Origin of the sequence: Parvimonas sp. KA00067, assembly GCF_001553085.1 — a bacterium.
GTDB classification, from domain to species: domain Bacteria; phylum Bacillota; class Clostridia; order Tissierellales; family Peptoniphilaceae; genus Parvimonas; species Parvimonas parva.
The window spans coordinates 248,445-272,453 of the sequence record NZ_KQ960141.1 but is presented as its reverse complement, the minus strand read 5'-3'; the positions used below and the strand labels follow the sequence as shown (position 1 = coordinate 272,453).

General features: G+C 26.2%; 18 protein-coding genes. 17 read left to right on the top strand and 1 reads right to left on the bottom strand.

Going from position 1 to position 24,009, the window contains the following annotated elements; all coding sequences use genetic code 11:
- Positions 1–208: 208 nt before the first annotated feature.
- From HMPREF3181_RS01840 to HMPREF3181_RS01820, 5 genes are all read left to right on the top strand, one after another.
- Entirely contained in the window at positions 209–2,284 is a 2,076-nt protein-coding gene (locus tag HMPREF3181_RS01840; RefSeq protein WP_068472443.1) for a glutamine synthetase III domain-containing protein, read from the top strand.
- A 9-nt stretch (positions 2,285–2,293) separates the two neighbouring features.
- Positions 2,294–3,895, top strand: a complete 1,602-nt coding sequence (locus tag HMPREF3181_RS01835; RefSeq protein WP_068472441.1) for a CTP synthase — start codon at positions 2,294–2,296, stop codon at positions 3,893–3,895.
- Between the two features lie 253 nt (positions 3,896–4,148).
- On the top strand, positions 4,149–4,928 hold the full coding sequence (locus HMPREF3181_RS01830) for a type III pantothenate kinase (protein WP_068472439.1): 780 nt from the start codon (positions 4,149–4,151) through the stop codon (positions 4,926–4,928).
- A 1-nt stretch (position 4,929) separates the two neighbouring features.
- Positions 4,930–5,883 (top strand): tRNA dihydrouridine synthase DusB, encoded by a 954-nt coding sequence (gene dusB, locus HMPREF3181_RS01825; RefSeq protein ID WP_068472438.1) that lies wholly within the window; start codon positions 4,930–4,932, stop codon positions 5,881–5,883.
- A 15-nt stretch (positions 5,884–5,898) separates the two neighbouring features.
- Entirely contained in the window at positions 5,899–7,638 is a 1,740-nt protein-coding gene (locus tag HMPREF3181_RS01820) for a flavocytochrome c (protein WP_068472436.1), read from the top strand.
- Between the two features lie 30 nt (positions 7,639–7,668).
- Here the strand turns inward: HMPREF3181_RS01820 and HMPREF3181_RS01815 are convergent, their stop codons facing one another.
- Complete coding sequence (locus HMPREF3181_RS01815; protein WP_068472434.1) at positions 7,669–9,516, bottom strand: ATP-dependent helicase; 1,848 nt, start codon at positions 9,514–9,516, stop codon at positions 7,669–7,671.
- A gap of 82 nt (positions 9,517–9,598) precedes the next feature.
- Here HMPREF3181_RS01815 and HMPREF3181_RS01810 point away from each other — a divergent pair, with 82 nt between their 5' ends.
- The 12 genes from HMPREF3181_RS01810 to ftsY all read left to right on the top strand — a co-directional run bounded on the left by HMPREF3181_RS01810 (position 9,599) and on the right by ftsY (position 23,979).
- Positions 9,599–10,318, top strand: coding sequence for a tRNA1(Val) (adenine(37)-N6)-methyltransferase (locus HMPREF3181_RS01810; RefSeq protein WP_068472432.1), 720 nt, complete (start codon positions 9,599–9,601; stop codon positions 10,316–10,318).
- Positions 10,302–11,141, top strand: a complete 840-nt coding sequence (rsmI, locus tag HMPREF3181_RS01805) for a 16S rRNA (cytidine(1402)-2'-O)-methyltransferase (protein WP_068472430.1) — start codon at positions 10,302–10,304, stop codon at positions 11,139–11,141. Before HMPREF3181_RS01810 ends, rsmI begins: the two co-directional genes overlap by 17 nt.
- A complete protein-coding gene (gene udp, locus HMPREF3181_RS01800) occupies positions 11,142–11,927 on the top strand; it encodes a uridine phosphorylase (protein WP_068472429.1) in 786 nt (261 codons plus the stop codon). It begins immediately after the preceding gene.
- 204 nt (positions 11,928–12,131) lie between these two features.
- Entirely contained in the window at positions 12,132–13,175 is a 1,044-nt protein-coding gene (locus HMPREF3181_RS01795; protein ID WP_068472427.1) for a DUF1015 family protein, read from the top strand.
- A gap of 9 nt (positions 13,176–13,184) precedes the next feature.
- Positions 13,185–15,002 (top strand): aminotransferase class I/II-fold pyridoxal phosphate-dependent enzyme, encoded by a 1,818-nt coding sequence (locus HMPREF3181_RS01790; RefSeq protein WP_068472425.1) that lies wholly within the window; start codon positions 13,185–13,187, stop codon positions 15,000–15,002.
- A gap of 70 nt (positions 15,003–15,072) precedes the next feature.
- On the top strand, positions 15,073–16,410 hold the full coding sequence (locus HMPREF3181_RS01785) for an MATE family efflux transporter (protein WP_068472423.1): 1,338 nt from the start codon (positions 15,073–15,075) through the stop codon (positions 16,408–16,410).
- A gap of 47 nt (positions 16,411–16,457) precedes the next feature.
- On the top strand, positions 16,458–17,453 hold the full coding sequence (gene plsX / locus HMPREF3181_RS01780; RefSeq protein WP_068472421.1) for a phosphate acyltransferase PlsX: 996 nt from the start codon (positions 16,458–16,460) through the stop codon (positions 17,451–17,453).
- Positions 17,453–17,674 (top strand): acyl carrier protein, encoded by a 222-nt coding sequence (locus HMPREF3181_RS01775; protein ID WP_068472419.1) that lies wholly within the window; start codon positions 17,453–17,455, stop codon positions 17,672–17,674. The genes plsX and HMPREF3181_RS01775 overlap by 1 nt, the downstream gene beginning before the upstream one ends.
- Before the next feature lie 11 nt (positions 17,675–17,685).
- Positions 17,686–18,402 (top strand): ribonuclease III, encoded by a 717-nt coding sequence (gene rnc, locus HMPREF3181_RS01770; protein WP_068472417.1) that lies wholly within the window; start codon positions 17,686–17,688, stop codon positions 18,400–18,402.
- Entirely contained in the window at positions 18,395–19,474 is a 1,080-nt protein-coding gene (locus HMPREF3181_RS01765; RefSeq protein ID WP_068472409.1) for an elongator complex protein 3, read from the top strand. The genes rnc and HMPREF3181_RS01765 overlap by 8 nt, the downstream gene beginning before the upstream one ends.
- The gene (gene smc / locus HMPREF3181_RS01760; protein WP_068472407.1) at positions 19,464–22,997 is read left to right on the top strand and encodes a chromosome segregation protein SMC; all 3,534 of its coding nucleotides are present in this window, start codon (positions 19,464–19,466) and stop codon (positions 22,995–22,997) included. Before HMPREF3181_RS01765 ends, smc begins: the two co-directional genes overlap by 11 nt.
- A gap of 1 nt (position 22,998) precedes the next feature.
- Positions 22,999–23,979 (top strand): signal recognition particle-docking protein FtsY, encoded by a 981-nt coding sequence (gene ftsY, locus HMPREF3181_RS01755; protein WP_068472405.1) that lies wholly within the window; start codon positions 22,999–23,001, stop codon positions 23,977–23,979.
- Positions 23,980–24,009 lie beyond the last annotated feature (30 nt).

The window sequence follows — 24,009 nt, the reverse complement described above, 5'->3', positions numbered from 1 at the left end:
ATACTTAATTATATATATATATATATAAGATGTCAAATTTTTGCTGATATATTTTCTAGAAGTTCTAAATAAAAAATTTATTTAAACTCTTGACATAATCGTAAAAATATTTTATTATATTAGTATAAATAAAACATTTTAGAAATTTGGTTTTTTTTTTCTCTATTTAGAGGTAAAAAGAAGACCAATTTTTTTTTAGGAGGAATATATGGGCAGAATTGAAAATTTTGGAAAGTTTACTTTTGATAAAAATGCAATGAAAAAAAAGTTGCCTTATCCGATTTATTTAAAATGGAAAAACGCGATTCGAAAAGAGGAATTATTAGATAAAGATAGTGCAGATATAATTGCACATGCTATGAAAGAATGGGCTATAGAAAATGGTGCAACACATTATTGCCATTGGTTTCAACCGTTAAATGGGAATACTGCAAAAAAACACGAAAGTTTTATAGATAAGTCTTACGAAAATTTACCGATAGTTAGATTTTCAGGAGAAGAACTTTTAAAGAGTGAGCCTGATGCATCATCATTTCCAAACGGGGGAATGAGGTCAACATTTGAGGCTAGAGGTTATACATATTGGGATTGTACTGCGAATGCTTTTATAATGGATAATATTTTGTATATTCCTTCAATTTTTGTTTCTTTTGATGGAATTAGTTTGGATAAAAAAGCACCACTTTTAAAGAGTATGGATTTTTTATCAAAACAAGCAACTGATTTATATAATTTATTTTCAGATGATAAAATATTTAGGGTTAAAATTAAAGTTGGTTTAGAGCAAGAATTTTTCTTAGTTGATAGAGAACTTTATGAAAAGAGAGTTGACCTTATAAATACAGGAAGAACTTTAATTGGAGAAATGCCACCGAAAGACCAAGAATTGTTACAACATTATTTCGGTTCAATTCCAAAAAGAGTTATGGAATATTACAATAGTATAAATAAAAAATTGGAGGAATTAGGAATTAACTCTAAAACTGAACATAATGAGGTTGCTCCGGGACAATTTGAAGTTGCAATTCTATATGATACTGTAAATGTTTCGGTTGATAATAACCAAATTGTTATGGAAGTTTTAAGAAATACTGCTTATGAGCATAATCTTGTTTGTTTATTACATGAAAAACCATTTAAAAATGTAAATGGAAGTGGAAAGCATAATAACTGGTCTTTAGTTACAAACTATGGTAAAAATTTGTTTAAATTACCAAAAAATGATAATGAAATTGATAGATTACTTTTTGCAATTTTTATGGTTTCTACAATTTCAGCTGTAAACAAATATTCTTCATTACTTAGAGTTTCATCTTCAAGTGTTAGAAATGATTTAAGACTTGGTGGAGATGAGGCGCCACCTTCAATTATTTCTGTTTATCTAGGAAATGAAATTGAAAATATTTTATATGATATTTTGGATATGGAAGTTAAAAATTCTGTAAAACAAAATGATTTTAATATCAGTAATTTAGGCTTTACTCCAAGAGATACTGATGATAGAAATAGAACTTCACCTTTTGCATATACAGGTGGAAAGTTTGAGTTTAGAATGTTAGGCTCTATGCAAAGTGCAGCAGATTGTAATATAGTTTTAAATACAATTGTGGGTGCTGAGCTTAAGAATGTTTTAGAAAAAGTTCAAAATGTTGAAGATAAGGCTGAAAGAGTTTCTGCTTGTAAAAATCTTTTAAAAGAAATTTTAATTGAAAGTGAAAGGGTCTTGTTTTCTGGAGATAGTTATTCAAAAGAATGGGTTGAAGAGGCTGAAAGAAGAGGTCTTAAAAATAATAGAACATATTTAGATGCTTTATTGTATGCAAAAGAATCTAAGGAGTTTGAAGTTCTTTTGGAAAATAATATTTTGAATGATTTGGAATTAAGTGCTGTTTATGATGTTTGCATTGAAGATGTAAAAAATACTTATATGTTAGAGATGAAAACATTGGTTAATATGATTAACAAAGATGTTATTCCATCTTGTATAAAAGAGCTTAATTTTGAAATAAATTTGAATGATAGAATAAAAAATGTTAAACTTAATGAGAGAGTAAATAAACTTAATAATTTACTTGAGGGACTGTTTATAAAACTTGATGAATTTAGTGATTTCGAAAAAGAAAATCATGGAGAAAATGAAATTGAAAAAGTAATAAGTTTACACAAATTTATTCCTAAAAATTTGGAAGAAATTAGAATGATTAGTGATGAAATTGAATCAAATATTTCAAGAGAAAATTGGAATATACCAACTTATGAAGAAATTTTTAGAGCATTAAATTAGGAGGATATGATGAGCAAATTTATTTTTATTACTGGAGGAGTTGTTTCAGGAATTGGTAAAGGAATATGTGGAGCGAGTTTAGGAAGACTTTTAAAGGATAGAGGTTTTAGTGTTTTTATGCAAAAATTTGACCCATATATAAATGTTGACCCAGGTACAATGAGTCCTTATCAACATGGGGAAGTTTTTGTAACAAAAGACGGCGCTGAAACTGATTTAGATTTAGGACATTATGAAAGATTTATAGATGAAGAATTAACTCAAAGAAGTAATGTAACTACAGGAAGAATTTACAGCGAAGTAATTCAAAAAGAACGTAGAGGAGATTACAATGGTTCAACTGTTCAAGTAATTCCACATATTACTGATAGGATAAAAGGATATGTTTATAAGGCAGCTGAAGAAAGCAAAGCTGATATAATCATAACAGAAATTGGTGGTACTGTTGGAGATATTGAATCTTTACCTTTTATCGAGGCGATTAGACAAATTCATGCTGAAAATAAAAAAGAAGATGTATTATTCATTCATACTACTTTAGTTCCTACAATTCCTGGTTCTGATGAATTAAAGACAAAACCTACTCAACATTCTTTTAAGGAGCTTATGAGTCAAGGAATCAAAACTAATATTATTGTAGTTAGAAGTCCTGAAAAAATTTCTGATGAAATTAAAAATAAGATTAGTCTTTTCTGTGATGTTCCAAAAAGTGCTATCGTTCAATCTGAAAATGTTGACTTTATTTACGAAGTACCGGTTAAATTACATGAACAAGGTTTAGATGATTATGTTTTACATAAACTTTGTTTAGAAGGAAAATCAATTAAGAGTAATTGGAAAGAAATGATTGATTCATATAAAAATGTAAAATCAGAATTAGAAATTGGACTTGTTGGAAAATATGTTCAATTACATGATGCATACCTTTCAGTTTCACAAGCATTAATAGATGCAGGTTATAAAAATGCTCACAAAATTAATATTCATTGGATAAATTCTGAAGAAGTTACAGAAGAAAATGTTAATGAAATATTTAAAGGACTTGACGGAATTATTGTTCCAGGTGGATTTGGTGGTAGAGGCATTGAAGGAATGATTGCTACAAGTAGATACGCAAGAGAAAAGAATATTCCTTATTTTGGAATTTGTCTTGGAATGCAAATCGCAATCATTGATATTGCTAGAAATGTTGCAGGACTTGAAGGAGCAGATTCAACTGAGAAAGACGATACTACAAAATATCCTGTAATTGATTTAATGGAAAGTCAATTTGATGTTGAAAATATTGGTGGAACTTTAAGACTTGGAAATTATGACTGTAAACTTTTAAAGGATAGTAAAGCTAGAAAATTATACAATGCAGAAATTATTCAAGAAAGACATAGACATAGATATGAAGTCAACAATAAATTTAGAGAAGAACTTGAAAAAGCTGGAGTTATTTTCTCTGGAATAAATCCTGAACTTGACCTTGTTGAAATTATTGAATACACTGGTAGTAATTATTTTGTTGCTTGTCAATTCCACCCTGAATTTAAGTCAAGACCAAATAAAGTTCATCCTTTATTTGACGGATTTATTCAAGCATCAATAAACAATAAAAATAAGTAGGATTCCACGATTCTTTGTATCAGGTGGAATGTATTATGCTGTATCTTCAATTTTAACTTTAGGTGGAGCAATAGTAATTTCTAAAAAAAGAAAAAATAGATAATTTTAATTAATAGGACTTGAATTTAATCAAGTTCTATTTTTTTACATAAAAATTTCATATTATATTATGGAAAGGTGATATTTTTATTATTGTATAAATTTTAAAAAAATGCTATTATATAGTATATAAGTTTAATTTTTGGAGGACTTAATGTTACTAGTTATAGATGTAGGAAATACAAATATTGTTTTGGGGGTATATCAAGAAGACTCTCTTATTTGTGATTTCAGACTTAATACAATAAAAAATAAAACCAGTGATGAATATGCTTTGTCTATTACAGAGATACTTCATGCTAATAATATAAAAAAATCTGAGATAGATGATGTTGTTGTAGCATCGGTTGTTCCTGATGTTATGCATTCAATAGAGAATGCTATAAAGAAATATTTTAATTTAAAGCCTATGATTATAGATGATAATTGTGATTTGGGACTTGAAATAAATCATGACAATCCAAGAACGATTGGTGCTGATAGAATTGTAAATTCTATTGCAGGGATAAAAAAATATGGAGTTCCTTTGATAATTATTGATATAGGAACGGCGATTACTTTTGATGTAGTTGACGAAAATTCAGTTTATCAAGGGGGAGCTATTATTCCGGGAATTGGAATTTCATCAGAGGCACTATTTTTAAAGACTGCAAAATTGCCAAGAGTTGAACTCTACAAACCGGAAAAAGTTGTCGCAAAAAACACTATGGATAATATAAGAGTTGGAATGGTAATTGGTTATATCGGACTTATTGAAAAGTTACTTGATGAAATGGTAAAAGAGATGAATTTTGATGTTTCTAAGTTAAAAGTTGTTGCAACCGGTGGTTATTCAACTTTAATTACCAAAGGTATAGATAGAATTGATATTATAGATAAGAAACTTACGCTTGACGGTATGTTGGAAATATACAAAATGAAGAAGAGGATATAATATGCTTAATGGAGATATTTTTTTAGCTCCACTTGCCGGAGTTAGTGATGTTGCTTTTAGAATTTTGGCAAGTGAAATGGGTGCAAGTTTGACTTTTACAGAAATGGTTTCTATAAAAGGTTTATATTATGATAATGATAACACTTCAATCATAACATATATTGATAAAAGAGAGGGGCCTGTTGGATTACAAGTTTTTGGTAGTGATGAAAAGATTATGGAAGAAGTAATACAAACTAAATTTAATAATAGAGATGATATTTATCAGCTTGATTTGAATTTAGGTTGTCCTGCTCCGAAAATTGTAAAAAATCATGAGGGCAGCTATTTGATGAAAGAGCCTAAAAAGGTTAAAAATATTGTTTCAACTATGGTTAAAAATTCAAAAGTTCCAGTAAGTGTTAAAATACGTTTAGGATTTGATGATAAAAATAAAAATTTCTTGGAAGTTGCAGATGCTATTGTTGAAGCCGGTGCATATATGATAACTCTACATGCCAGAACAAGAGAAATGTTTTATTCTGGAAATGCAGATTGGAATGATATAAAAGTTTTAAAGAATCATGTTCCAATAAAAGTTGTTGGAAATGGTGATGTTTGTAGTGTTGAAGATTATGTAAGAATGAAAGAAGAAACCGGAGTTGATGCTGTTGCAATAGGGCGTCACGCTCTTGGTAATCCATTTATTTTTAAACAAATTAAAGATTATAATCTATCAAAAAAATATTCTTCTCCAACCCTCGAAGAAGTGATTGATACGATAAAAAGACATTATAAATTAGAACTTGAATTTAAGCCTGAAAGAATAGCCATAAGAGAAATGAGAAAAAATATTTTGTGGTATTTAAAGGGTTTTAAAGGTTCAAACAAAGTAAAAAATACAATAAATACTTTGAACGATATTGATGAGATTTTTGATGTATTAAACGAATATAAAAATAATTGTGTTTTGTAAGATTTGGAGGATATTATGAAAAAATTATTTAGAAGTTTATCATTTTTACTTATTTTTGTACTATTTTTAACTTCTTGTAAGTCAGCTGTTAATGGAACTTATGAGGGAAAAGCAAGAGGACATAATGGAGATGTTGTGCTTAATGTAAGTTTTGAAAATAGTAAAATAAAAAATGTATCATTAAAGGAAAGTGTAGAAACTGAAGATGTTGGAAAACTTGCCATTGAAAAATTAATTCAAAAGGTTAATTCGGGAGATTTTAATTTAGACGAAATTACCGGAGCAACTTATTCATCAAAGGCATTTGTAAATGCGCTTGCAGATGCAATTAAAAAGTCAGGATTAGATTATAAAAAAATCTTAAAAAATAATCCTGTAATGAATGAAAAATTTGAAGTAAAAGAAATGAATACAGATGTTGTTGTAGTCGGCTCAGGTGGTGCAGGATTAATTTCAGCAATAAAATCTAAACAAGCAGGAGCAAATGTTGTAATCATAGAAAAATTACCTTTAATTGGAGGAAATACTCTGATTTCCGGTGCGGAATATTCAGCTCCAAATAATTGGCTACAAGAAAAAGAAAATATAAAAGACAGTGTTGATTTATTTAAAAAAGACGTAGAAAAAGCCGGAGGGGATAAGGAACTTATAGATGTCTTGGCTAATAATGCTCTTGACGGTGCAAAATGGCTCAGAGATGATGTTAAGGTTGAATGGACAGATGAACTTATGTTCTTTGGAGGTCATTCAGTTAAAAGGTCTTTAATTCCAAAAGGACAGTCTGGAAAAGAATTAATAAATAAATTACATGCAAAAGCTGAAGAATTAGGAATAGAAATTTTAACAGAAACAAATGCTTTTGAACTTTTGACAAAGGACAATGTAGTTACAGGCGTTAAGGCAAAAATAAAAACTGGGGAATTAATAATAAATGCAAAGTCTGTAGTTTTAACAACAGGAGGCTTTGGTGCAAATAAAAAAATGCTTTATGATAATGATAAAGAGGTTGATGATAAAATTCTTTCAACAAATTCTCCGGGCTCAACGGGTGATGGTATAAAAATGGCACAAGCCATTGGAGCTGATGTTGTTGATATGAATCAAATTCAATTATATCCGGTATGTGATGTTGAAACTGGAAAACTTTTATATACTGGAGATACAAGACTTGCAGGTGGTGCTATAATTGTAAATAAAGAGGGCAAGAGATTTGTTGAAGAATTAGGAACAAGAAGAGAAATTTCAATGGGAATTAAAGCTCAAACAGATAGCATTGCTTATCAAATTTGGGATGAAGATTCTATGCAAAAATCAAAAATCTTACCTACTCATGAAGTTGAATATAAAAATTTAATTGAAGGTAAAAAACTTTGTAAAGTAAATTCAATAGAAGAAATGGCAGAATTTTTTGGAATAGATAAAGAGAATTTAAAAGAAACAATTAAGCAATTCAACGAAGATTCCGAAAAAGGAAAAGATACTTTATTTAATCTTAGAAGATTAGGTTTTAAAGTGAAAAAAGCACCATTTTATTGTCTAAAAGCAGTTCCTGCAGTTCATCATACAATGGGTGGACTTAAGATAAATAAAAATGCAGAGGTTATAAATAAAAATGGTGAAGTTATAAAAGGATTATACTCAGCAGGGGAAACGACTGGAGGTATTCATGGTAAGAATAGATTAGGTTCAGTTTCCATTGCGGATATAACAGTTTTTGGAATAATCGCAGGAACAAATGCAGGAAATAATAAATAATAAAGCACAAAAAGGAGCTGACGCTCCTTTTTAATTGTTCTTTTTTAGTTCGTTGTAAAAAATTGACGGTTCTACAGGTAGATTATTCCTTTCCTTGATTGTGAATAAATATAGTTTTTTCTTTGCTCTTGTCATTGCAACGTAGAATAGTCGCCTTTCTTCTTCTAATAACTTTTCATCAAATGAATTCAATACGCTTTTTTGTGGAAATTCTCCGTCTATAAGGTCAATGATAAATACATTGTCGTACTCTAAGCCTTTTGATGAATGTATTGTTGAAATGGATATATTTGAATTTGAATTTGATGCATTTTTAAGTAATTCTTTTAAATTATTCAACTTTTCCATGAATTCGTCAAAGGTTTTTAAATCTTTTGATAAATATTTTATTAAATCGAAAATTAAATTATAATTTAGATTTGAAAAATCATTGAAATTATCTAAATAATCGCCATATCCAATTTCATATAAAATACAATCAATTTTATCTTCCATTTTCATACGTTTTATTCTTTTGAAATTATTTCTTAAATCGCTGAATTTTCTCAAATAAAAATCATTTAATTCTTCCAAGTCAAGTAAACTTTCTAAAACGCATTGGTTATAAGGTTTATATTCTAATTTTGAAATAAAATCTTTTTTTATATAAGCGTTCAATTTAAAATAAATTCGCTTAAAAACTTCTAAATCAGTTGTGTCTTCGGAAAATAGTAAAATATTTTTTACATCATTTAAAATTCTATTTGAATAAAAATCGAATCTATTTTCCTTTATGAAAAAGTCAATATTTTCCTTTCTAAACATATCTGCAATGTATAAAGATGAGATATTATTTCTATATAAAATTCCAATAGTTTCATTCGTGTTGATTTCAGAAATTTTGTTTAATAACTCTCTTGCTTGTATTTTTGCGTTTTTCACCTTAAAAAGCATTATCTGTGAACTTTCTTCAGTTGTATGTTTTGAAAATTTTTCGTATCTAATTTTATTTCCTTGAATAATTTTATTGCTAATTTTTATTATGTTTTTTGTAGAGCGAAAATTTTTATCCATAAAAAATATTTTTGAAGTTGGATAAATGTTTTTAAAATTCAAAAGATTTTCGGGACTTGCACCTCTGAAACTGTAAATTGATTGGTCGTCATCTGCAACTACAAATATATTATTTTCAGGAAATACAATTTTTTTTATAATTTCAAATTGGAGAGTAGAGGTATCTTGTCCTTCGTCAACTTGAAAAAATTTATATCTATTTTTAATTGCCTTTAAAAGTTTTTTATCCGTTGAAATATATTCATTTGCAAGTATGAGTAAATCGTTGAAATCCATAAAATTATTTTGAATTTTTATTTCATCATACAAATTATAAAGTTTTAACATTAAATTTCGATTTGAAATAAAATGATTTTTCTTGATATATCCTTCAAAGTCAAACATTTTATTTTTTACAAAATCATAAATTGAGAAAAAGTCATTTATTTCTTCATCAGTTAATTTTTTATAATTAGTTTGAAAATATGCTCTTTTTAAAATTAAATTTCTATTAAACTCGTTATTTCCTTCAATTAAAGTCTTTTTAATATTTCTAACTTTCATATAATTTCTAACAATCTCATAACAAAAAGCATGAATTGTTTTAAAAGTTATTTTTCCTTTAAAATCAGGATTTTTGGTCAAAAATCTTCTTTCCATATCAATACCTTGAGCTTTACTAAAAGTTATAGAAAGTATTTCACTTGGTTTTACATTATAATTTTCAACTAAATTTAAAATTCTATTTAATAATACAGTCGTCTTGCCTGAGCCGGGAACTGCTAAAATTAAAGCAGGTCCTTCAAAATGGTTAATAGCATCGACTTGTTGGTTTGTAAAATTCATATAATCACCTTAATATATTCTATCATAAAAATAATTCCTTTTAAAGCATATTTATGGTAAAATATAAGTCGGAGGTTGAGATATGGAGAAACATTTTATTCCTAACACTAATGGAGTCATATTTGCAAATAAAAATAAATTTTCTTTTAGCGTTGATTCAATTTTGTTGTCACATTTTGCAAATGTAAAAAAAGATAAAATTTTAATAGACATTGGCGCAGGTACCGGAATAATAGGTCTTAGAATTAATTTTTTAAATAGTTTAAAAGCTGTATATTTGATTGAAATTCAAGACGAAAATGCAAAACTTATTGATTGTAGTATTTCTGAAAATAATTTAAAAAATGTTAATCTTTTACATAAAGATTTAAAATTATGCTATGAAGATTTTGAAAATGCCTCTGTTGACTATATCGTTTCAAATCCTCCCTATAAGAAAATAAATACGGGAATATTAAATGAAGATGAAAATTTTTTGATTTCAAGATATGAATATTGTTTGAAATTAGAGAATATTTTAGATTTTTCTTATAAAAAGTTAAAATCTAATGGAAAAGTTTTTTTGATTTACAGTATGGAGCGTTTGGTTGATGTTTTGAGTGAGTCAAGGAAATTTAAGTTAGAACCTAAGAGAATTCAATTCATTTCTACAAATGTAGATAAAAAGCCACATTTATTTATAATTGAATTGGTAAAAAATGGAAATAGCAATTTATTTGTTGAGGATAATCTTTATATTTATGAAAAAAATGGGGATTATACCGATAAAATTAAGGAGATATATTATGGAAAGAATTTCTAATATTTATTTTGTTCCGACACCAATAGGAAATATGAAAGATATTACCCTTAGAGCCTTGGAAGTTTTGAAAAAAAGTGATATAATTTATTGTGAAGACACTAGAAATAGTTCAAATCTATTAAAATTTCATAATATAGATACTAAACTAATATCATATCATAAATTCAATGAGAGTGAACGCGTTGCAGAGATAATAAACAATATAAAAAATGGCAAAATAGTTTCGATTATTTCAGATGCAGGAATGCCGATAATAAATGACCCCGGTTTTGTGATTTTACAAGAGGTTATAAAAGAGGGGATTGCTTATGAAATTTTGCCTGGAGCTTGTGCGTTGGTAAATGGAATTTGTGGAAGTGGTTTTGATACAACAAATTTTGTTTATTTGGGTTTTGTTCCAAAGACAAATTCAGAAAGAGAAAAATTCTTTTTAAACTTTAAAAAGATGAATGTTACGGGTATTTGTTATGAAACGCCTCACAGACTTTTAAAAACTTTAGAATTTTTATATAAATTATTTGGAAATATAAATGTTTGTGTGTGTAGAGAACTTACAAAACTTTTTGAAGAATATAAAAGAGGAAGTTTAGAAGAAGTTATTTCTTATTACAAAGAAAAAGGTGTAAAGGGAGAAATAGTCCTTGTAATTGAAAAAATTTCTGAAGACGAAAAAGAGATTGATTTTGAAAAAGAAATATTAAATTTAAAAGAAGAAGGTTATAGCAATAAAGATATTGTAAAAATGTTAAAAAATAATTTTAACATATCAAAAAATGAGGCCTATGAATTAGTGTTAAATTTTGAAAATAAGGGGGAAATATAAATGTCACAACAATTATTAAAAGAAAAACAATACCATATTGATATGAAAAGTGGAGATGTAGGAAGATATGTAATCTTACCCGGCGACCCAAAAAGATGTAAATTAATCGCAAAATATTTTGATGATGCAGTTTTAGTTGCAGACAACAGAGAGTATGTAACATATACAGGATATTTAGAAGGTGAAAAAGTTTCTGTAACAAGTACAGGGATAGGTGGAGCGAGTACATCAATTGCAGTTGAAGAATTACACAAAATTGGAGCAGATACATTTATCAGAGTTGGAACTTGTGGCGGAATAGATTTAGAAGTGGAAGCTGGAGATTTAGTTGTGGCAACTGGAGCGATTAGAATGGAAGGAACTTCAAAAGAATATGCGCCAATAGAATTTCCTGCAGTTGCAGACTATGAAATTGTAAATGAACTTTCAAACGCTTGTGCAAAAACAGAATACAATTACCATGTTGGAGTTGTTCAATGTAAAGATGCTTTTTATGGACAACATCAACCGGAAAACAAACCGGTTAGCTATGAGCTTTTGAATAAGTGGGAAGCATGGAAAAGACTTCATACAAAAGCAAGTGAAATGGAATCATCAACACTTTTTGTTGTTTCAAGTTATCTAAACACAAGAGCTGGTTCAATATTTTTAGTTGTAAACAATCAAGAAAGAGTTAAACAAAATCTTTCAAATAATGTAATAGAAGATACAGATAGAGCCATAAGAACAGCGATAGATGCTCTTAGAAATTTGATTAAAAAAGACAAAGAAAAAGCAAGTAAGTAAAGTTAGAATATAACTTTAAAATTAAATAGAAGAAATTAATTAGATATTGATGATGTATCAATATCTTTTTTGTTGTCTAGATATAAAATGTAATTTGTGATATACTTATATTGGAATTTTTTTGAAAAATTGAATTATAAATTAATTTTGTAAAAGAATTATATTTTATTTTTAATTTATAATTCAATTTGTTTTGGAGGTTTTATGAAAATAAATTCGTTAAAAAATAGTTTTATAAATATATCTCAAAATCTATATGATTCTGATTTCATTAATCTTGCCAAAATTAATGATGGAAAGATATGTTTTGATGATGACACTTTATTTCTTTCGAGGAATAGTAAGCAAAAATTAAATGCTCAGCCGTTAGAAAGTAATAATGATTGTATTTATGTTTTTAAATATTTTGATTCTTATGGAATTCTTGCAGATTTACCAATAGAAGAATATATTTCAGAAAAAATTAAGTGTCACGAACTTGTTTTACCTGATGTTATTCAAGGCATGATTGCTAATTATCATATATATAATTCTGAAACGGCACCAGTTTTTATTGCACATAAGGAAGAAATTGATTACAAAAAAATTATTGAAGAAAAGAAATATATAAAAAAATATCATTTTAAAAATATTGATTTATATGTTTATTCCGGAGATGAAGCGAAGAAAATTTTAGATAAATTTTCTGATGTTGAAAGAATGTATGTAGCAGATGGACATCATAGATTATATACATCTTCAATGTTGAAGAATAAAAAAACAGTATTTTCTTGTTTTTTAAGTTTTTCACAAGTTACAATTTCTCCAATTCATAGAGTAATTAAAAATATTGATGCAACTTCTTTTGAAAAAGCAAGGTTATTTATGGATAGTTTTTTAGAAGTTTCTGACGATGCTGAGCTTAAAAAAGGATTTGTTAGAATAACTTATCAAGGAGATTCTTTTATTGTAAAATTAAAAGATACAGAAAATGATTTGTTCTGGAATAATGATGTTTTTAGAATGAATACTCAAATTATTTCAACAGCGTTTAGAATTTTAAATTTTTCTAATGTTGATTATATTGGAGATACTGATATAGATTTTGCTAAAAAAAATCTTGGAAAAAATGATGTTTTAATTGAACTTTGTCCACTAGAATCTGATGAATTTATGGAATTAGCTAATGAAGTTTGTGTTTTGCCACCAAAATCCACTTTCTTTATTCCAAAATTTCCATCATTTTTAGTTTTTAAAAAATATAGATAGAGGTGTAAAATGCAAGCAGTTATATTAGCAGCCGGTCTTGGCAGTAGGTTAAAAAAATTAACAGAAAACAATACAAAATCTATGGTAGATGTAAATGGTATTTCTCTAATGGAAAGAATGCTTAGAATTTTAGATACAAAATCTCTTTCAAATATCGTTGTTGTTACCGGATATAAGAGTGAATTTTTTATTAATTATATAAAGTCTTTAAACATAAATACTAAATTAACTTTTATAAATAATGAAATTTATGATAAAACAAATAATATTTACTCAATGTATCTTGCAAAAGATAAGATGATAAAAGAAGATAGTATTTTACTTGAATCCGATTTAATTTTTGATGATAAAATGATTAGTGAACTTCTAGAAGATAATCGTGAAAATTTGGCTTTAGTAGCAAAATACGAACGTTGGATGGATGGAACTTGTCTAAAAATAAATGAAAATGAAGAAATTTTAAATTTTATTCCGGGTAAGGAATTTAATTTTGATGATGCTGACAAATATTTTAAAACTATAAATATTTATAAATTTTCTAAAGAATTTTCTAAAAATATTTATTTTCCGTTTTTAGAAGCATATATGAGTGCAAATGGTAAAAATGATTATTATGAGGCTGTTTTAAAGACAATTATTGATTTAGGTAAAAACCATATTTTTGCAAAAGTAATTTCAGATGATATTAAGTGGTATGAAATTGATGATGAGCAAGATTTAGATATTGCCTCTTCTATTTTTTCTAGTGGAGATGAAAAACTTTCTAAGTATCAAGTTAGATATGGAGGTTATTGGAGATATCCTAAATTGTTAGATTTTTGTTATTTAGTAAATCCATATTTCCCACCTAAGAAAATGATAGACGAATTAAAATATAATTTTAAAGTTCTATTGGAACAGTATCCTTCAGGACTTGATGTTAATTCTAGACTTGTAGCTAAAATTTTTGATATAAAAAAAGAAAATATAGTTGTTGGTAATGGGGCGGCTGAGCTCATAAAGTCTGTTATAGAAAAAATTGAAGGAAATATCGGATTTATCAGACCGACTTTTGAAGAATATCCTAATAGACATAACTCTGAAAAGTCAATAGTGTTTGTTCCAAACAATGATAATTTTTCATATACAGCTAAGGATATAATTGAATTTTATTCTGATAAAGATATTGAGGCTTTAGTTCTTATAAATCCTGATAATCCAACCGGAAATTATATATGTAAAAAGGATATTTTCACTTTAATTGATTGGGCTAAATGTAATGGTATAAAATTTATTTTAGATGAAAGTTTTGTTGATTTTGTTGAAGAAGAAAATCCAACTTTCTTAAATGATGAATTTTTAGCGTTATATAAAGATTTTATCGTTGTAAAAAGTATTTCAAAATCTTATGGAGTTCCTGGAATTCGTCTTGGAGTAGTTGCAACTTCAAATTCTAAGTTAGTTTCAATGATAAAAAAAGATGTTTCTATTTGGAATATAAACTCATTTGGAGAATATTATTTGCAAATATATGATAAATATAAAAAAGTTTATGCTAATGCTTTAGTAGAAATAAAAAATGCTAGAAGAATATTCTTAAAAGAATTAAATGAAATTGAAGAATTTAGAGTTATTCCATCTCAAGCGAATTATTTTACTATTGAATTGAAAAAAGGAACTTCTAAAAATTTATGTTCAAAAATGTTAGAAGATTATAATATTTTTGTTAAAGACTTAACTTCAAAAATTAATTTAGAAAATAGGGAATTTATAAGAGTTGCTGTAAGAAATATTGAAGATAATGAAAGTTTTATTTTTGCAGTGAAAGATTATTTTCAAAAATTATAATTATAAAATACAGTAAAAAAATATTAAAACACGTTTGAATAGCGTGTTTTAATATTTTAATAGGAGAAGTATGAAAAATGATATGACTCAAGGTAGTATATTTAAAGCTATTTTAAGTTTTACTATCTTTATATTTTTAGGAAATTTATTTCAACAACTTTATAATATTATTGATTCACTTATTGTCGGAAATGTAAATGGAGAAAATGCACTTGCATCGATTAGTGTAACCACTCCAATAGTATTTATGTTTATAGGGTTATTAGTTGGAATTTCAAGTGGTTTTGGAATAAAAATTGCTCATGTTTTTGGAGCAAAAAAATATGAATTATTAAAAAAATATTATGCAATGTCAATAATGATTTCTTCAATTTTGGCCGTGTGTATGATTGTTATATTACTATTAGCAAATAATTTAATATTAAGTTTAATAAACACTCCAAAAAACATATATAATTCAACTTATATATATGTATCCATTATTTATATTGGAATTTTACCAACAATGTTTTATAATTTATGTTCTAGTACATTAAGAGCTATAGGGAATAGTAGAACACCACTTGTATTTTTAATGATTTCATCAATATTAAATATTGTATTAGATATTCTTTTTGTATATTTTTTGAAACTTAATATAAAAGGAGCGGCTATTGCTACTGTAATTTCTCAAGTATTTTCAGTTATTATTTCGTTTTCATATATATTAAAAAAATATGAATTTTTTAGAATTTCAAAAGAAGATTTTAAACTAAATAAAAGAATAATTTTGGAATTGTTAAAACAAGGTGTTCCGATGGGACTTCAATTCTCAATTACTGCTTTTGGAACAATGTTTGTACAAATGGAGTTAAATAAATATGGTACAGAGTATATTGCAGGGTTTGGAGTTGCAGGGAAAATACAAGGCATAGTTTTGCAACTTTTTATAGCATTGGGTGTTGCAGTTGCTAATTTTGTTGGACAAAATTTTGGAGCTAAAGATTTCGAAAGAATAAGAAAAGGAATAAATTATTCTGTAATTATTTCTATAGCATTTAGTATTTTTGCAATATTTTTGATTAGTTTTTTAGGAGATTTTTTTGTAGAAGTTTTTGTTCCGACAGCATCAAATACGATGAAAAAATCATCTTCAATATATTTTAATTGTGTTATGTATTTTTATCCTTGCTTAGCTTTATTATTTATTTATAGAAATGGATTACAAGGATTTGGGCGCTCCGGTTTATCTATGCTGGGTGGACTTTTTGAATTGTTTGCAAGAGTAGGAGTTATATTATTGATAGCAAGTAGTTATGGATATTATGGAGTTTGTTTTTCAGATTCATTAGCTTGGGTCTTTGCGTTGATCCCATTAGTTCCATTTTTCTATAAAGTATATATAGATGAAAAGAAAAAATTTGTATAAAAGACATAAATATGATATACTGAAATGTATTAATATTGGAGGAAATTATGAAAATAGTAGTGGATTTATTAGGCTCTGATAGAGGTGCAGAAACTATATTTAGAGGAGTAGTGGAAACAAGTAAATTACTTAAAGATTTATCTTTTGTAGTTGTTGGACCTAAATCAGTAATAGAAAAAATTGAAATTGATGAAGATTTAGAAGGTAGATTAGAAATTATAGATACTGAAGAATATATTTTAAATACAGAGGAACCGACTTTTGCAGTTAGAAGAAAAAAAGATTCATCTATAGTTTTGGCAATGAAATATTTAGATAAAGAAAATGCAGATGGATTAATTTCTTTTGGGAGTACAGGAGCTGTGCTTGTTTCCGGTTTGTTAATTGTTAAAAGAATGGAAAATGTAGAAAGAGCAGCATTAACAATAACATTACCAACAAATAAAGATAAGATGATTTTACTTGATATCGGAGCTAATATTGAATGTACAAGTGATATTTTAAAACAATTTGCTATAATGGGTAATATTTATGCTAAAGAAACTTTGAATAAAGAAAATCCAAAAATAGCTTTATTGAATATTGGAAGTGAAGATGGAAAGGGAACAAAAATTTTAAAAGAAACTTATTCTATTTTAGAAAATGAAAATATAAATTTTGTTGGAAATATTGAATCAAGAGATATTTTTGATGGCGATATAGATGTTTTAGTTTGTGATGGTTTTCATGGGAATATACTTTTAAAAACTATTGAAGGTTCTGTAAAATTCATAATGTCTAATATGAAGAAATCTTTAATGTCTTCATTATCTGCGAAAATAGGAGCACTTTTAATTAAATCACCAATGAGAAAATTAAAAAAATCTCTTGATTATAAAGAGTATGGAGCTTGCCCTATGTTAGGATTAAAAAAGGTAGTATTTAAAGGCCATGGAAGTAGTGATGAAAAAGCTGTTGTTTCAGGGATTATTTCTATGTGTGATTATATAAATAAAGATATAAATTCTAAGATTGAAAAACAAATTGAGAAAGGAGAAAACTAATGGTTTTTGAAAAAGTTAAAGAATTTTTACAAAATTCGTTTAAAGGAAAAGAAATAGAATTAGATACTAAATTTATAGAAGATTTACAAGCTGATTCTATAAAAATTTTAAGTGTTGTTATGGACATTGAAGATGAATATAATCTTGAATTAGATGAAGAAACTATTCGTTCAATGGTAACTGTAAGAGATTTAGTAGAATATATAGAAAAAAATATTTAAGAGGTAATTTTATGATTACTAAAGAAAGAGAAGAGTTATTAAACGAATTAATGCAAACTCTTGGCTATAAATTTAAGGATTTAGAATTGTTAAATTTAGCATTTGTTCATAGGTCATACTTGAATGAATGTAAAGAGGCTAAGATTTCTAATGAAAGATTAGAATTTTTGGGAGATGTTATATTAGGTTTTGTAGTTAGTGTTGAACTATATAGTCAGTTTTCGGATTCAGATGAGGGATATTTAACAAAAATTAGAAGTAAGATTGTTTGTGAAGAATCTTTTTCTTATGCTGCTAGAACATTTGATTTAGGAAAATATCTTCTGTTAGGAAAAGGAGAAGATAATTTTGGTGGTAGAGATAGAAATAGTATCTTAGCTGATACTTTTGAGGCGCTTTTTGGCGCTTTGTATCTTGATGGAGGAATGGACATAGTTACTGAAATAGCTAATAAACATTTTTTTGATACAGTAGTTTATAAGATAAATAAAAATATTTTTATAAAAGATTATAAAAGTTATTTACAAGAATATTTTCATAAAAATTCAACAACTAAAATAGTTTATAATCTTGTAGCAGAAAGAGGCCCTGACCATAATAAGGAATTTGATATGTGTGTAAATATTGATGATAAAGTAATGGGTTATGGTACTGGTAAAAATAAAAAACAGGCAGAACAAAATGCTGCTAGAGATGCACTTGTAAAATCGGGAGCGATAAGTGAATAAATGTAATATAATTCCAATTTTTGTTCCACATTTAGGTTGTCCTCATGATTGTATTTTTTGTAATCAAAGAAAAATAACAAATTTTATTGATGCTCTTGATGAAATAGATATGCGTAAAAATATAGAAAAATATATTTCTTATTTTAAAAATAAAAATATTCCAATTGAAATTGCTTTTTATGGTGGAAGTTTTACCGGATTGGATAGAAATTTAATGATTAGTTATTTATCCATAGCAAAAGATTATATAAATAATGGACTTGTCGATTCTATAAGATTATCAACTAGACCTGATTATATAAGCAAAGAAATTTTGGAAGTTTTGGTAAAATACAATGTGAAAACTATTGAGCTGGGAATTCAGTCTATGACTCAAAGCACTTTAGATTTAAATAATAGGGGACATAATGTAGATTGTGTATATGAGGCATCTTCATTAATAAAAGAATATGGTATTAATTTAGGATTACAAATGATGGTAGGACTTTATGGGGATACTTTTGAAACTGTATTGAATACTGCTTTTAAATTATCTAAAATAAATCCTGACTTTGTAAGAGTATATCCTACATTAACCATAAAAGATACAGAATTGGAAAGACTTTATTATATGAAAAAATATATACCTATGAGTCTTGAAGATTCTATTTATTTATGTAAATATGTTTATATATTATTTGAATATTATAACATTCCTATAATAAGATTAGGGTTACAAAGTAGTGATAATATTTCTGAAGATGGAGATGTTGTTGCCGGACCTTATCATCCAGCTTTTAGGGAACTTGTTGAAAGTTCTATTTATAAAGATTTTATAGAATATTATATGAATATTTTAAATATAAAAAATGACTTAATTATTGAATGTAATAATTCTGAAGTTTCAAAGATTGTGGGAAACAAAAAATTAAATTTAAAATATTTTAAAGAAAAGTATAATATGAATATAAAAACAAAAACACATATTTTAGATAAAAATATTTTAAAATTAAATGGAAATATAATATATATGAATGATTTTGTTAATTATATTTTTGAAAAAGATATTTTGAGGAGAGTTAATGAGACTTAAAAGTATTGAAATAAATGGTTTTAAATCATTTGCTGATAAAATAAAGTTAGATTTTGAAACAAATATTACAGCTATAATAGGGCCTAATGGTAGTGGAAAAAGCAATGTTGCAGATGCTGTTAGATGGGTTTTGGGAGAACAGAGTGCTAAAACTCTTAGAGGTAGTAAGATGGAAGATGTTATTTTTTCTGGTACAGATAATAAGGTTAGAAAAAATTATTCGACTGTAAGTATAACTTTTGATAATTCAGATAATATGATACCTATTGATTTTAAAGAGGTAACTATTTCTAGAAAATTATATAGAACTGGTGAAAGCGAATATTTTATAAATAAATCTACCGTAAGATTAAAAGAAGTTAAGGAATTGTTTTTAGATACAGGGATAGGTAGAGAGGGATATTCTATAATCGGGCAAGGTAGAATTGAAGAAATTATTAACGGAAAGTCAGAAGATAGACGTGTTATTTTTGAAGAAGCATCAGGTATTTCTAAAATTAAATATCAAAAAAATGAATCTCAAAAAAAATTATTTAAAGCAAAAGATAATTTAACTAGGCTTAGAGATATAATTATACAAAATGAGCAGAGATTTGACTTTTTAAAGGGACAATCAGATAAGGCTAAAAGAGGTATTGCTCTTTTAGAAAATATTGAAAAGGCAGAATTTTCAAATTCATATAAAGATTATAATAATTTAAGTGTGAATTTTAATAAAATTTCAGAAACTTTAGAAATAAACAAGGAAGAATTATTTGATATAAATAAAGAATTTGAAACCGTAAAATTAAAAATTGCTCCACTTAAGGAAGAACTTGATAAGATTACAGATTTAGTTGAAATAAATTCTACTGATTTAAATAAAATTTCAAATAAAAAAAATGAAATCAAGAGTAAAAAAGATATTTTGCTTGAAAGAAATAAATTTATAAAATTAAATAATGAGCAGTCATTAAATTTTAAAAAAGAATATACTGAAAGTTTAGAAAAAATAAATTCTGAAATTTCAGAAAAAGAAAAAGATATTTCAGGAAAAGAATTAATTTTAAAGCGATATATTTTTGATAAAAATAAAGTTAAAGATGAACTTACTAAAAATAGAGAGTTATTGAGCTCCAAAAATGAAGTTTTGGATAAATTGTCTTTAGAAAAATCTGAAATTGAAAATAATATAAATGATTTAGAAACTGAAAAAAGAGCAAATGAAATTATAAAAGATAATATACAAAAGAAAATAGAAGAAAATATCGAAGAAGTTTTTAAACTTAATACAGAAAAAGAAGAATTTGAAAAAATATTATCTGAAAATAAATTTCTTTTGGAATCTAATATTCAAAAAGTTGAAAATATAACTTTAGATATTTCAAAAACTGAATCCTTTTTAAATGATTTAGAAATAGAATATAATTTTTTAAACAGTCAAAATTCTAATGCAAATAATGAAATTTCTTATAAAAGCAAAGAAGTTGCTATGTTAAAAAATTATATTAGAAATTATGAGGGATATGGTAAATCTGTTCAAGATTTATTTAAACTTTGTGATAAAGAAATTGAATTAAAGAAAATGATTTGTGGAACTCTTGGAGAGCTTATTTCTGTTGATGAAAAGTATAAAAAAGCAATAGATACAGTTCTATCTTCAAATCTTCAGGGAATTGTGGTTCATGATGATTTAGAAGCAAAAAAAATAATAGAAAAAATAAAGCTTAATAAGATTGGCAGACTTAATTTTTTTCCAATTTCAAAAATATTTTCTAAAAGAGAATATGGAAATATAACTGATGATTATATATTATCTTTTGCAAATGAAATAATAACTTGTGATGATGAATATAGAAATATTATAAATTATTTTTTGTCTAACACTGTTATATGTGAAAATTTAGATATTGCATTAAAATTATCCAATAAATATAAAAATAAATTTAGAATTGTTACATTAGATGGTGATGTTATAAATAGTTGGGGTTCTATTTCCGGTGGATATAAGTCAAATAAAAATTCTTTTTCTGTAATTGGAAGAAAAAAACAATTAGAACAGACTTTATCTGAAATTAAAAATTTAGAAAATATTTTAAGTGAAAACTCAAATAAAATTTCTAAGATAAAGTTAAACGCTAATTCAAGTAAAGAAAAGTTGATTAATTTAAAAAACGAAAAAGATGATACTAACTTAAAAATTGATTCCTTGCAAAAATTAATTTATAAAAATGAGTTTGATATAAAAAATATTTTAGATAAAATTGATGAAATAAATAATTATAAGGAAAATCATAAGGAATTTAATTTAGATAAAGAAAAAGAATTGGATTCATTTGTTGAAAAAAATATTTTTATAGCTAATGAAATAAATAAAATAAATTCAGAAATTAATGAAATTAAAGATTCTATTTCAAAATTAGAAAAAGAAGAAATTGTCGTTATAAATAATTTAGATTCAGTTGAAAGAGATATAAATCTTTTGTTAAATTCAAAGAATATTTTATTAGAAAATAAGATTTCTACTGAAGATAAATTAAAATTAAAAGAAAATGAGTTATTAGATTTAGAAACTCAATTCAAAAACAATTTAATTGAAATAGACAATATAGAAAAATTAGTTATAGATTTAGATTTCAGTATTGATGAATTGAGAAAATCAATAGCATATAATACTAATTTAAAGAAAAAATTAGTATCAGATAATGAAGAAGTTTCAAAAAAATATAATGAATTAAATGAAAAATCTTTAACTCTAGAAAAAGATATTGAAAAAAATGAATTAAGAATTTCTAATTTGAAGGAACAATTTTCTTCTTTGATAAATAGACTTTGTGAGGAATATTCTTTAACTTTAGAAGAATGTGAGAAAAAGATGGAATTATACAAAGAAGAGTGTTTTTCTAAAGATGAATTGAAGAAATTAAAAGAAAATTTAAGAGAACTCGGCTCTTTTAGTTACGATTCAATAGAAGAATTTGAAAAAGTTAAAACTGAGTTGGAATTTCAAAAGAATCAAGAAATTGATTTGCAAAATTCTATTGAAGATATAAATAAAATTATATTAAAATTAGAAAATACAATGAAAAAAACTTTCGTTGATGAATTTAAAAATATTAATGAAAAGTTTTCTAATATTTTTAAAATTCTTTTCAACGGAGGAGAGGCAAGACTTGAGCTTGATAGTGATGATATTTTAAATTGTGGAATAGATATTATTGCAAAACCGGTTGGTAAAAAAATGCAGGCATTATCTTTAATGTCCGGTGGAGAAAAATCATTGACAGCAGTAGCATTATTATTTGCAATCTTTGAAACAAGGCCATCTCCTTTCTGTATTTTAGACGAAGTCGATGCTGCACTAGATGATTCAAATATTTTAAGATATGTTGAATATTTGAAAAACTTCTTAACTGAAACTCAATTTATAATGATAACTCATAGAAAGCCTACTATGGAAATGGCAGATATGATTTATGGAGTAACTATGGAGCAAAAAGGTATTAGTAAAATTGTTTCTATGACATTTAATGAGGGAGAATAGTATGTTTAATTTTTTTGGAAGTAAAAAAGAAGAAAATACAAATGAAGAAATCGTTGAAAAAAAACAAGGTTTCTTTGAAAGATTAAAAAATGGATTGACTAATACTAGAAATAATTTGTCTAGTAAAATTGATAAGTTACTATCTATGTCAACTAAAATTGACGAGGATTTATTTGAAGAATTAGAATATATTTTAGTTTCAGCAGACATTGGTGCTAATGTAACTATGGAACTAATTGATGATTTAAAAGATATTGTAAGAAGTGAAAGAATGACTGAGCCAGTTCAAATAAAGGAAAAATTAATTGAACTGATGAATAAAAAATTATCAGAAAAAGAATTAAATCATAATTTCAATATAGTAGAAGGTATGCCTACAATTATACTTGTAGTTGGAGTTAATGGAGTTGGAAAAACAACTTCCATTGGAAAACTTGCAAATAAATTCAAATCAAAAGGAAAAAATGTTATGCTGGTTGCAGCGGATACTTTTAGGGCTGCTGCTACTGAACAACTAACTGAATGGGCAAATAGAGCAGGAGTTCCTATTGTTTCAAATGAAGAAGGTGCTGACCCTGCATCAGTGGTTTTTGACGGAATTCAAAGTGCAAAAAGTAAAAATATAGACGTGTTGATTTGTGATACTGCAGGCAGACTTCATAACAAAAAGAATTTGATGAATGAATTAAATAAAATTACTAGAGTAATAGATAGAGAATTTTCTAATGCTAATAAAGAAGTCACTCTTGTTCTCGATGCTACAACTGGACAAAATGCCATTGTTCAAGCGAAAGAATTTAGAGATACGGCAAATATTGACGGTGTAATACTTACTAAATTAGATGGGACGGCAAAGGGTGGAGTTGTTTTTACAATTCAACTTGAAATGGGAATCCCTGTAAAACAAATTGGTATCGGTGAACAAATAGATGATTTACAAGATTATAATGATGAAGATTTTGTAAATGCAATTTTTAGATAGTTTTTAAAATTAACGTTGAAATATACGTTA

Coding starts and splice junctions, on each gene's coding strand:
- HMPREF3181_RS01775 (WP_068472419.1), top strand. CDS start 17,453: ATGGTTTTTGAAAAAGTTAAAGAATTTTTACAAAATTCGTTTAAAGGA.
- HMPREF3181_RS01795 (WP_068472427.1), top strand. CDS start 12,132: ATGAAAATAAATTCGTTAAAAAATAGTTTTATAAATATATCTCAAAAT.
- ftsY (WP_068472405.1), top strand. CDS start 22,999: ATGTTTAATTTTTTTGGAAGTAAAAAAGAAGAAAATACAAATGAAGAA.
- plsX (WP_068472421.1), top strand. CDS start 16,458: ATGAAAATAGTAGTGGATTTATTAGGCTCTGATAGAGGTGCAGAAACT.
- HMPREF3181_RS01820 (WP_068472436.1), top strand. CDS start 5,899: ATGAAAAAATTATTTAGAAGTTTATCATTTTTACTTATTTTTGTACTA.
- HMPREF3181_RS01840 (WP_068472443.1), top strand. CDS start 209: ATGGGCAGAATTGAAAATTTTGGAAAGTTTACTTTTGATAAAAATGCA.
- udp (WP_068472429.1), top strand. CDS start 11,142: ATGTCACAACAATTATTAAAAGAAAAACAATACCATATTGATATGAAA.
- rnc (WP_068472417.1), top strand. CDS start 17,686: ATGATTACTAAAGAAAGAGAAGAGTTATTAAACGAATTAATGCAAACT.
- smc (WP_068472407.1), top strand. CDS start 19,464: ATGAGACTTAAAAGTATTGAAATAAATGGTTTTAAATCATTTGCTGAT.
- HMPREF3181_RS01830 (WP_068472439.1), top strand. CDS start 4,149: ATGTTACTAGTTATAGATGTAGGAAATACAAATATTGTTTTGGGGGTA.
- HMPREF3181_RS01835 (WP_068472441.1), top strand. CDS start 2,294: ATGAGCAAATTTATTTTTATTACTGGAGGAGTTGTTTCAGGAATTGGT.
- dusB (WP_068472438.1), top strand. CDS start 4,930: ATGCTTAATGGAGATATTTTTTTAGCTCCACTTGCCGGAGTTAGTGAT.
- rsmI (WP_068472430.1), top strand. CDS start 10,302: ATGGAAAGAATTTCTAATATTTATTTTGTTCCGACACCAATAGGAAAT.
- HMPREF3181_RS01785 (WP_068472423.1), top strand. CDS start 15,073: ATGAAAAATGATATGACTCAAGGTAGTATATTTAAAGCTATTTTAAGT.
- HMPREF3181_RS01810 (WP_068472432.1), top strand. CDS start 9,599: ATGGAGAAACATTTTATTCCTAACACTAATGGAGTCATATTTGCAAAT.
- HMPREF3181_RS01815 (WP_068472434.1), bottom strand. CDS start 9,516: ATGAATTTTACAAACCAACAAGTCGATGCTATTAACCATTTTGAAGGA.
- HMPREF3181_RS01790 (WP_068472425.1), top strand. CDS start 13,185: ATGCAAGCAGTTATATTAGCAGCCGGTCTTGGCAGTAGGTTAAAAAAA.